Annotated in this window: 7 protein-coding genes; all 7 read left to right on the top strand. The window is 71.0% G+C overall.

The window, feature by feature from the left end; translation table 11 throughout:
• Positions 1–166: 166 nt before the first annotated feature.
• The 7 genes from ACFP3U_RS27875 to ACFP3U_RS27845 all read left to right on the top strand — a co-directional run bounded on the left by ACFP3U_RS27875 (position 167) and on the right by ACFP3U_RS27845 (position 10134).
• Positions 167–1276: a sugar ABC transporter substrate-binding protein gene (locus ACFP3U_RS27875; RefSeq protein WP_380228465.1), complete on the top strand. Its 1110-nt coding sequence runs from the start codon at positions 167–169 to the stop codon at positions 1274–1276.
• 123 nt (positions 1277–1399) lie between these two features.
• On the top strand, positions 1400–2179 hold the full coding sequence (locus tag ACFP3U_RS27870) for an ATP-binding cassette domain-containing protein (protein ID WP_380228464.1): 780 nt from the start codon (positions 1400–1402) through the stop codon (positions 2177–2179).
• The gene (locus ACFP3U_RS27865) at positions 2176–3453 is read left to right on the top strand and encodes a sugar ABC transporter permease (RefSeq protein WP_380228463.1); all 1278 of its coding nucleotides are present in this window, start codon (positions 2176–2178) and stop codon (positions 3451–3453) included. Before ACFP3U_RS27870 ends, ACFP3U_RS27865 begins: the two co-directional genes overlap by 4 nt.
• Positions 3454–3465: 12 nt before the next feature.
• Positions 3466–4722 carry an ROK family protein gene (locus tag ACFP3U_RS27860; protein ID WP_380228462.1) on the top strand — a complete coding sequence of 419 codons (1257 nt, stop codon included), beginning with the start codon at positions 3466–3468 and terminating at the stop codon, positions 4720–4722.
• Between the two features lie 237 nt (positions 4723–4959).
• Positions 4960–7095, top strand: coding sequence for a SpoIIE family protein phosphatase (locus ACFP3U_RS27855; protein WP_380228461.1), 2136 nt, complete (start codon positions 4960–4962; stop codon positions 7093–7095).
• 521 nt (positions 7096–7616) lie between these two features.
• Positions 7617–8531 carry a glycoside hydrolase family 11 protein gene (locus ACFP3U_RS27850; RefSeq protein WP_380228490.1) on the top strand — a complete coding sequence of 305 codons (915 nt, stop codon included), beginning with the start codon at positions 7617–7619 and terminating at the stop codon, positions 8529–8531.
• A gap of 181 nt (positions 8532–8712) precedes the next feature.
• Positions 8713–10134, top strand: coding sequence for a non-reducing end alpha-L-arabinofuranosidase family hydrolase (locus ACFP3U_RS27845; protein ID WP_380228460.1), 1422 nt, complete (start codon positions 8713–8715; stop codon positions 10132–10134).
• Positions 10135–10316: the final 182 nt, after the last annotated feature.

Below are 10316 nucleotides of genomic sequence, written 5' to 3'. Positions count from 1 at the left end.
GGCACAGGGGCTTGGCGGACCTCATCGCAGGACGTATGTTGTCGCGGGCAACAAACAGCGGGCCGGCTGCTTTCCCCCGCTTCGTGTTCGTGCCCGTCCCCACCCTTCATCAGTCAGACCCCGCACGTCCGGCACAGCTCGGACACGCCTCGAAAGGACCCTGTCCATGCGCAAGGGGCTCCTGTTCGTCACCGCCGCCGCCTCAGCGGCCCTGCTCACCACGGTCACCGCCTGCTCCTCCTCTTCCTCCTCCGACTCCGGCTCGGGGGCCGGCTCGGCGGGTGGCAAGAAGCCGAAGATCGGCGTGATCCTGCCGGACAGCAAGTCCTCCGTCCGCTGGGAGGGCGCGGACCGGCCGTACCTCGCGGCGGCCTTCAAGGCCGCCGGTGTGGACTACGACATCCAGAACGCCGAGGCCGACAAGCAGGCGTTCCAGACGATCGCCGACCAGATGATCACCAACGGCGTGAACGTGCTGATCATCGTCAACCTCGACAGCGGCACCGGCAAGGCCGTCCTCGACAAGGCCAAGTCCCAGGGCGTGGCCACCATCGACTACGACCGGCTCACCCTCGGCGGCTCCGCCCAGTACTACGTCAGCTTCGACAACGTCCAGGTCGGCAAGCTCCAGGGGCAGGGCCTGACGAAGTGTCTGAGCGAGGCGGGCGCCAAGAACCCCGTCGTCGCCGAGCTCAACGGCTCGCCGACGGACAACAACGCCACCCTGTTCGCCAAGGGCTACAACAGCGTGCTGGACCCGCTGTTCGCCTCCGGGGAGTACACCAAGGGCCCCAACCAGTCGGTGCCCAACTGGGAGGGCCCCCAGGCGCAGACCATCTTCGAGCAGATGTACACCAGCCAGCCGAACATCGCCGGGGTGCTCGCCGCCAACGACACCCTGGCCACCTCGGCCATCGCCGTGCTCCGCAAGAACCACCGCAACGGGCAGGTGCCGATCACCGGCCAGGACGCCTCGCTGGAGGGCCTGCAGAACATCCTCTCCGGCGACCAGTGCATGACCGTCTACAAGGCGGTGAAGAAGGAGGCCGACGCGGTGTCGGCCCTCGCGGTCGCGCTGGCCAACGGCAAGAAGGGCGAGACCACCGCCACCGAACACGACCCGACGGGCAACCGTGACGTCCCGTCGGTGCTGCTGACCCCCCAGGCCATCTTCAAGAACGACATCCAGAGCGTCATCGCCGACGGCTACGTCACCAAGGCGCAGCTGTGCACCCCCGACTACGAAGCGCTGTGCGCGCAGGCCGGCATCAAGTAGCCGGCATCAAGTAGCGCGAGGGCTCAGCCGTACCAGTGGCCCCGGCCGCCGGAGACCGCCCCGGTCCTCCGGAGACCCCCCGGCGGCCGGGGCCCACCCCGCCAATCCCCAGGAGCCTCACCCATGACAGAGACACCGACTCTCGAGCTGCGCGGGATCGACAAGAGCTTCGGTCCCGTACAGGTCCTGCACGACGTCGCGCTCAGCGCCTACGCGGGGGAGGTCACCGCGCTCGTCGGCGACAACGGCGCGGGCAAGTCGACGCTGGTCAAGTGCGTCGGCGGGATCCACCCCATCGACGCGGGCGACTACCTCTTCGAAGGCCGGCCGGTCCAGGTGCACAGCCCGCGCGACGCCGCCGCGCTCGGCGTGGAGATCGTCTACCAGGACCTCGCGCTCTGCGACAACCTCGACATCGTGCAGAACATGTTCCTGGGCCGGGAGAAGCGCCGCGGCCTGGTGCTCGACGACTCGACCATGGAGGAGATGGCCGCCGCGACGCTCCGCAGCCTCTCCGTGCGCACGGTCAAGTCCCTTCGCCAGAAGGTCTCCAGCCTCTCCGGCGGCCAGCGCCAGACCGTCGCCATCGCCAAGGCCGTGCTGTGGAACAGCAAGCTCGTGGTCCTCGACGAGCCCACCGCGGCCCTGGGCGTCGCCCAGACCGCGCAGGTCCTGGAACTCGTCCGCCGGCTGGCCGACAACGGCCTGGCCGTCGTGCTCATCTCCCACAACATGAACGACGTCTTCGCGGTCTCCGACCGGATCGCCGCGCTCTACCTCGGGCGGATGGCCGCCCAGGTCAAGGCCACCGACGTGACGCACGCCCAAGTCGTCGAACTGATCACCTCGGGCCGCAGCGGCAACCTGGGCCCTCAGACCGCACCCAAGGGAGCCGCCGTATGACCGCCGCCCTCGCCCCCCGGAAGCCCGAGGGACCGAACCCGCCCACCGACGCCGGGGAAGGCCGGCCCCAGGCCGGAGGCCTGGGCGAGGTCGGCCGCCGGTACCTCGAACAGATCCGCGCCGGCGAGCTCGGCGCCCTTCCCGCCGTCGCCGGCCTGCTCGTCCTCTGCGTGTTCTTCGCCGTCCTGCGCCCGGTCTTCCTCTCCAACCTGAACTTCGCCAACCTGCTCACCCAGAGCGCGGGCAGCATCGCCATCGCGATGGGACTGGTCTTCGTCCTGCTCCTCGGCGAGATCGACCTGTCGGCCGGCTACGCCAGCGGGGTCTGCGCCGCGGTCCTGGCCATCCTGCTGACCAACCACGGCTGGCCCTGGTACGCCGCGGTGGCCGCCGCCATGCTGACCGGCGCGGTCATCGGCCTGCTCATCGGCACACTCGTCGCCAAGGTCGGCATCCCCTCCTTCGTGGTGACACTGGCCGCGTTCCTCGGCTTCCAGGGCGTCGTCCTGATCCTGCTGAAGGAGGGCACCAACGTCTCCGTCAAGGACCCGACCATCCTGGCCATCGCGAACGACAACCTCAGCCCCGTGCTCGGCTGGGTCCTGCTGGCCGGCTGCGTCGCCGGGTACGCCGCCCTGCAGCTGCGCCGCAGCCGCGACCGGCGCGCCCGGGGCCTCGCCGGCACCCCGGTGGCGCTCCTCGCCGTCCGGACCGGCGCCGTCGTCGCGCTCGGCGGCACCGCCGTGTACCTGCTCAACCAGGAGCGCAGCCGCAACGTCATCGTCAGCTCCCTCAAGGGGGTGCCGCTCGTCGTGCCCGTGATCGGGGCCCTCCTCCTGCTCGGGACCTTCGCCCTCCAGCGGACCGGCTTCGGCCTGCACATCTACGCCGTGGGCGGCAGCCCCGAAGCCGCCCGCCGGGCCGGCATCAACGTCGCCTTCATCCGCATCGCCGCCTTCGTCATCTGCTCCTGCCTGGCGGCCGTCGGCGGCATCATCGCCGCCTCCCGGGGCAACTCCGTGGACCCCAACACCGGTGGCAGCAACGTCCTGTTGCTCGCCGTCGGCAGCGCCGTCATCGGCGGCACCAGCCTGTTCGGCGGACGCGGACGCGTCGTCGACGCCGTGCTCGGCGGCCTGGTCGTCGCGGTGATCCAGAACGGCATGGGCCTGATGGGGTACTCCTCGGGCGTCAAGTACGCTGTCACGGGATCGGTTCTGCTGGTGGCCGCCGGTGTGGACGCCTTGTCCCGCCGCCGCTCAGCCCAACGATGAGAGTCGCCAGCCATGAAAGCCGGTCCTTCCCAGGAAGAGGTCCGCCAGCACAACCTGGGCATCCTGCTGCGCCACGTCCACTTCGACGGGCCCACCTCGCGAGCCGTCCTGGCGACCCGGCTCGGCCTCAACCGCAGCACCATCCTGGGCCTGGTCGGCGACCTGTCGGCGGCGGGCCTGGTCCGCGAGGAGCTGCCGCAGGAGACCGGCCGGGCCGGGCGGCCCTCGCTGGTCGTCAAGCCGGAGTCCACCCGCGTGCACGTCCTGGCGGTGGACCTCGGCGTGGAGCGCCTGGCGGCGGCCCTGATCGGGCTCGGCGGCGTGTTCCTGGACCGGCGCGAGTGCCCCTGGCCCGCCGGGCATCCGCAGGACCCCGCGCGGGTGGCCGCGATCCTGGCGGAATTCGCCCACGAGATGCTCGCCCGCGCACCGGCCGGCAGCTGGTGCGTCGGCGTCGGCGTCGCGGTGCGCGGCATCGTCCGCCAGCCCGACGGGCTGGTCACCCTCACCCCCAACATGGGCTGGAAGGACGTCGACTTCGCCGGCGCCTTCGCCGACCGGCTCCGCCTGAACCTCCCGGTCCTCGTCGCGAACGAGGCCAACCTCGGCGCGCTCGCCGAGCACCGGCGCGGCATCGGCCGCGGCAGCCAGAACCTCGTCTACCTGCACGGCGAGACCGGGATCGGCGCCGGCGTCATCACCGACGGTGAACTCCTGCACGGCGAGCGCGGCTACGCCGGCGAGATCGGCCACATGACCGTCAACCCGTACCAGGGCCGGCCGTGCGGCTGCGGCGCCCACGGCTGCCTGGAGGCCGAGGCGGGTGAGCGCGCCCTCCTGGAGGCCGCCGGCCGGGACGGCCAGCACCTCGGGGCCGAAGCCGTACGGTCGGTGGTCGTCGCCGCCGACCACGGGGACGTCACCGCGCGGGCGGCCCTGCACCGCGTCGGCGACTGGCTCGGCATCGGTATCGCGAACCTCGTCAACCTCCTCAACCCGGACCTGGTCGTCCTCGGCGGCACCCTGCGGGACGTCTTCCTCGGATCCGCCGCCCAGGTGCGCAGCCGGATCAACACCAACGCGCTGGCGGCGGTGCGGGAGAACCTGCGCTTGCGGGTCAGCGAGCTCGGCGGTGACGCCGTCCTGATCGGCGCGGCCGAGCTGGCGTTCTCCGAGGTGCTCACCCGGCCGCTGGAGACGCTCACCCGGATCACGGAGCAGCGCCGGGCCCGCCCCGGGGCGCTCAGCCCGTCCTCGCCCCAGTCCTGAACGGGGCGGGCCCCCGCCTGGGGCACTGCCCGCGCGTCGATGCCGAGCCGTCGACCCGTGGATAGACTGACCAGGCGTTCCAGGAAAGGTCCCGGCGCGTGCGGCGGAGCACTCGGGCGCCTCCGTGTCGCACGTGCACGCCACTCTCCGCGACCGCGCGACGGCGGCAAGCCGGTCGCGGACGATCCGGTCGCGGACGATCCGGCGGCGGGCCATCGATCGGACGGGAGCCCCGCCATGGCGAACACGTCCAGGCCTCCGGGCGGCCACGGCCCCGGAATCACCCGCGCCGTGTACGTCCGTGCCGCCCCGCCGCCGTCGGACCCTCCCGGTGGCAGCGAGCCGACCGCGGCCAACGACCGGCTGGCGCTCAACGGCATGGGCAGCTTCGACTGGGACCTCGACCGGGGCACCTACCACCTCGACGACGTGGGCCTGGAAGTGTTCGACCTCCGGGCCGACGAGTTCGACGGGAGGCCCGAGTCACTCTCCGCGCGCGCGGTGCCGACGGACAGTGAACGGCTCGACCGGGCCGTGTCGCTCGCGCTGCAGGAGGGACACCTGACCTTCGCGGCCTACTTCCGCCTGGTCTGCCGCGACGGGACGCTGCGCTGGGCCCACACCCAGGGGCGCGTCCTGCGCGACCCGCAGGGGCACCCGTACCGGATCGTCGGCATCGTCCGCAACGCCGAGGAGGAGCTGGCCCACGCCGAGGGGATGCGCACCCTCGCCGCCGACCGGCGCCGCCAGACCGACTCCGTACGCGCCACCACCGAGGCCCTCGCCCGCGCCGTCACCGTAGGCGACGTGACCAACGTGCTCACCGACAGCGAGGGGCTGCGACGCTTCGGGGCGGACGGGCTCGCCCTCGGGCTGGTGGACGGGGGCGTCATGCGCCTCGTCGCCGTGACCGAGCAGCCGTCGGCGGAGCTCAGGGCCCGGGACGACCTCTCGCTGACCTACCTGGAGGACGGGCTCCCGCTGTCCGAGGCCGCGCTCACCCGGCGCGCGCGGTTCGTCAGCACCAGGGAGGAGCTCACCAGCCGCTACCCCCGCCTGCTGCCCTACGTCGAGGAGATGCGGGTCGAGGCGGCGGCCTTCCTGCCGCTGGCCGCCCAGGGCCGCTCGATCGGCGCGCTGGGCCTGTTCTACCGGGACCGGCACCACTTCAGCACCGAGGACCGGAACATCTGCATCGCGCTCAGCAGCGCGGTCGCGCAGTCCCTGCAACGCGCCATGCTCTTCGACCAGGAGCGCGAGTTCGCGACCACGCTCCAGACCACCATGCTGCCGCGCCGCATCCCCGAGATCAACGGCGGCGAGGTGGCCGTCCGCTACCGCGCCAGTCGCAGCGGACGCGAGGTGGGCGGGGACTGGTACGACGTCATCCCCCTGCCGGGCCGGCGGGTGGGCCTGGTGGTCGGCGACGTGGAGGGGCACGACAGCCACGCGGCCGCCATCATGGGCCAGTTGAGGATCGCCCTGCGGGCCTACGCCACCGAGGGGCACACGCCCGCCACGGTCATGGCCCGCGCCTCCGGGTTCCTCGCCGAGCTCGACACCGAGCGGTCCGCCACCTGCCTCTACGTCGACGCCGACCTGGAGACCGGCACCCTGCGCCTGGTGCGGGCCGGCCACCTCGAACCGCTCGTCCGGCGCGGCACCGGCCGGACCGGCTGGATCGCCGTCCGCGGCGGCCTGCCGCTCGGCGTGGCCACGGTGTTCGGCCAGGACGACTACCCCGAGACCCGGCTCGACCTCGGCCCCGCGGACACCCTGCTGCTGTGCACCGACGGGATGGTCGAACACCCCGGTCGGGACATCGCGGACGGCCTCGAAGCCCTCGCCGCCGACATGCGCGCCGGCCCGCTCGACACCGAGGCGCTCGCCGACCACCTCTGCGGCGGCCACCCGAGCCGCCTCGGCAGCAGCGACGACGTGGCGCTCCTGCTCCTGCACCGCACGGCGGTACCCGGCACCCACACCACCCGGCAGATGACCCAGCACGTCCACCAGGCCGATCCGGAGGGGCTGGCGGAGACCCGGGCCATGCTCCGCCAGGCGCTGGCCGCGTGGGGTGCGGCCGACCTCGTGTCCGACATCGAACTCACCGCGGACGAGCTGGTCACCAACGCCCTGGTCCACACCGACGGGGGCGCGCTGCTCACCATCGAACTGCGGGCCGGGACCACCCCGTGCGTCCGCCTGGAGGTCCAGGACCGCTCCAGCGTCCTGCCGCGCCGCCGGACGCCCGGCGAGACCGCCACCTCCGGCCGCGGCCTGCTGCTGGTGGACGCCCTCAGCGGGAGCTGGGGCGTGGAGCCGCTCGGCAGCGGCAAGAACGTCTGGTGCGAGTTCCCGCTGGCGAGTTGACCGTCCGCGTCGGTGCACCGACCCGGCGGGGGCACCTGGAGCGCGGCACGGGCCTCGGCGAAACTTTCGCCGCCGCTTTGGCGAAAGTTTCGCCCTCGCCGAGGGGGGATCGTCGGGGAATCGGCAAGGTTATGGTCAAGCCCTCCGGAGTGCCGTCGAGTTTCGGCCGTCTGAACAGCCCGTTCACCGGCAGGGGGGAACTCAGGGGCGAGCGAATCTGTCGCTGTTCCTGTCGAAAGTGTTGACAGCCTGTTGGGTGCAGGCCAACACTGTCGCCGTCGACAAGTCCGAACGGCCTTGGATCCGGGCCGTGTTCACCAACCGGGCTCGGCACCGCCGGTGTTGACGACGAGTCGATCCGCGCGCCGCCTCGCGACGCCGTCCGGCCGCCCCCTTTCACGGCCGGCGATGACGCGGGGCTGCCGCCACCCCCACACCCCCCATCAGCAGGACGGATCACCATCGTGAACTCCTCCCTCCCCAGGAACCGCAGGACCGGCCGCGCCTCCCGGGTCCTCGGCATGACGCGCGTCCTCGCACCGGCCTTCGCGGCCGTCCTGCTCCTGCCCGGTACCGCCGAGGCCGCGACCGTGACCACCAACCAGACCGGCACCGACGGCGGGTACTTCTACTCGTTCTGGACCGAGGGCACCGGCGCGGCCTCGATGACCATGAACGGCGGCTCGAACTACAGCACTTCATGGAGCAACGCCGGCAACTTCGTCTCGGGCAAGGGCTGGCGCACCGGCTCCCGCAACCCGGTGTCCTACTCGGGTTCGTGGAGCACCAACGGCAACGCCTACCTGGCGCTCTACGGCTGGACCACCAACCCGCTCGTCGAGTACTACGTCGTCGAGAACTACGGCTCCTACAAGCCCACCGGCCGGTACAAGGGCACCGTCACGACCGACGGCGGCACCTACGAGATCTACGAGACGACGCGCTACAACGCCCCCTCCATCGAGGGCATCAAGACCTTCAACCAGTACTGGAGCGTCCGGGTCGACAAGCGGACCGGCGGAACCATCACCGTCGGCAACCACTTCGACGCCTGGGCGAGGTCCGGCATGAACCTCGGCACCATGAACTACGAGATCATGGCCACCGAGGGCTACCAGAGCAGCGGCAGCTCCAACATCACGCTGGGCACCACCGGTGGCGGTGGCGGCGGCGGCTGCACCGCGACGCTCTCCGCCGGCGACTCGTGGAGCGACCGCTACAACCTGAACGTCTCGGTCACCGGATCGAGCGCCTGGAAGGTGACCGTGAAGGTCCCCGCCCCGGAGAAGGTCGGCTCGACCTGGAACGTCAACACCTCGTACCCCGACGCCCAGACCCTCGTCGCGACCCCCAACGGCGCGGGCAACAACTGGGGCATGACCATCATGAAGAACGGCAGCACCACCTGGCCGACGGTCTCCTGCAGCACGAGCTGAACGGCTCCTGCAGCACGGCTCCTGCCGCATGAGCTGACCGACGCACCGGCCCACAGCGGCCACCGGGACGTGGCCGCGTCCGAACGCGTGCGCTCAAGGGGCGCGCGAAGGTTGGCGCTCGCAGTTTTGTTAGCGCTAACAAACCCCATGTGACAGCTCCATCCACCCAACGGAGGTCTCCATGCGCATGCGAAGTTCCAGTCGCGGACACGTGTCCGCGCTGCTCACCGCCGTACTCGCGGCCGTGGCCGTGCTGGCGGCACTGCTCGTCGCCGGCCCGGCCCAGGCGGCCGGCACCGGCACGCTGCGCGGCACGGGTTCGGGGCGCTGCCTCGATGTGGTGAACGTCAGCCAGACCGACGGCGCGCAGCTGCAGATCTACGACTGCGGGACCGGCAGCAACCAGCAGTGGACGCTGACGAACGACAACCAGCTGACCGTGTACGGCAACAAGTGTCTGGACGTCCCGAACCACGCCACCACGGCCGGTACCCGGGTGCAGATCTGGAGCTGCACCGGCGGCGCCAACCAGCAGTGGCGGGTCAACTCCGACGGCACGATCGTCGGCGTCGAGTCCGGGCTGTGCCTGGACGTCTCGGGCGCCGCCACAGCCAACGGCTCGGCGGTGCAGATCTGGACGTGCAACCAGAACAGCAACCAGAAGTGGTCCGGCCTGTCGTCGAACCCGAACCCCGGCACCTGCGCCCTCCCGTCGACCTACAAGTGGTCCTCCACGGGTTCGCTGGCCAACCCGGCGAACGGGTGGGTCTCGGTGAAGGACTTCACCGATGTCGTGTACAACGGCAAGCACCTGGTCTACGCGTCGAACGTGTCGGGATCCTCGTACGGCTCGATGATGTTCAACCCCTTCACCAACTGGTCGGACATGGCGTCGACCGGGCAGAGCGGGATGAACCAGGCCGCGGTGGCGCCCACCCTGTTCTACTTCGCGCCCAAGAACATCTGGGTGCTGGCCTACCAGTGGGGCCAGTGGCCCTTCATCTACCGCACCTCCAGCGACCCGACCAACCCCAACGGCTGGTCCGCGCCGCAGCCGCTGTTCACCGGCAGCATCCCCAACTCCGGTACCGGCCCGATCGACCAGACCCTGATCGCCGACGGCCAGAACATGTACCTGTTCTTCGCCGGTGACAACGGCAACATCTACCGGGCGAGCATGCCGATCGGGAACTTCCCGAGCAGCTTCGGCTCCTCGTACACCACGATCATGACCGACACCGTGGCCAACCTCTTCGAGGCGCCGCAGGTCTACAAGGTCAAGGACCAGAACCAGTACCTCATGATCGTCGAGGCCCAGGGCTCCGGCGGCCGCTACTTCCGCTCCTTCACCGCCACCAGCCTGAACGGCAACTGGACCCCGCAGGCCGCCACCGAGAGCCGGCCCTTCGCCGGCAAGGCCAACAGCGGCGCCAACTGGACCAACGACATCAGCCACGGTGACCTGGTCCGCAGCAACCCCGACCAGACCATGACCATCGACCCCTGCAACCTGCAGCTGCTCTACCAGGGCAAGAACCCCAACGCCGGCGGCCCCTACGACCAGCTGCCCTGGCGGCCGGGCCTGCTCACCCTCCAGCGCTGACCCGCCCGACCCCCGGTGATCGCGACCGAGTGCTGCCAGCCGGCCCGTGGACGACCGCTCCACGGCGCCGGTAGCCCCACCCGCTGACCGACCACCCATCGAACCGAGGAACCCCGACCGTTCCCACCCCGGCCGGGGTTCCTCCCTTTCCGCAGACCTGCACCGCAAAGGCTCAGAATCAA

Source organism: Kitasatospora misakiensis, from assembly GCF_042656005.1.
Lineage (GTDB): Bacteria > Actinomycetota > Actinomycetes > Streptomycetales > Streptomycetaceae > Kitasatospora > Kitasatospora misakiensis.
This window is presented reverse-complemented; position numbering and strand designations above follow the sequence as displayed.

Excerpts from the sequence above, each read along its gene's own strand:
- ACFP3U_RS27870 (WP_380228464.1), top strand. The coding sequence starts at position 1,400 with ATGACAGAGACACCGACTCTCGAGCTGCGCGGGATCGACAAGAGCTTC.
- ACFP3U_RS27875 (WP_380228465.1), top strand. The coding sequence starts at position 167 with ATGCGCAAGGGGCTCCTGTTCGTCACCGCCGCCGCCTCAGCGGCCCTG.
- ACFP3U_RS27850 (WP_380228490.1), top strand. The coding sequence starts at position 7,617 with ATGACGCGCGTCCTCGCACCGGCCTTCGCGGCCGTCCTGCTCCTGCCC.
- ACFP3U_RS27855 (WP_380228461.1), top strand. The coding sequence starts at position 4,960 with ATGGCGAACACGTCCAGGCCTCCGGGCGGCCACGGCCCCGGAATCACC.
- ACFP3U_RS27865 (WP_380228463.1), top strand. The coding sequence starts at position 2,176 with ATGACCGCCGCCCTCGCCCCCCGGAAGCCCGAGGGACCGAACCCGCCC.
- ACFP3U_RS27860 (WP_380228462.1), top strand. The coding sequence starts at position 3,466 with ATGAAAGCCGGTCCTTCCCAGGAAGAGGTCCGCCAGCACAACCTGGGC.
- ACFP3U_RS27845 (WP_380228460.1), top strand. The coding sequence starts at position 8,713 with ATGCGCATGCGAAGTTCCAGTCGCGGACACGTGTCCGCGCTGCTCACC.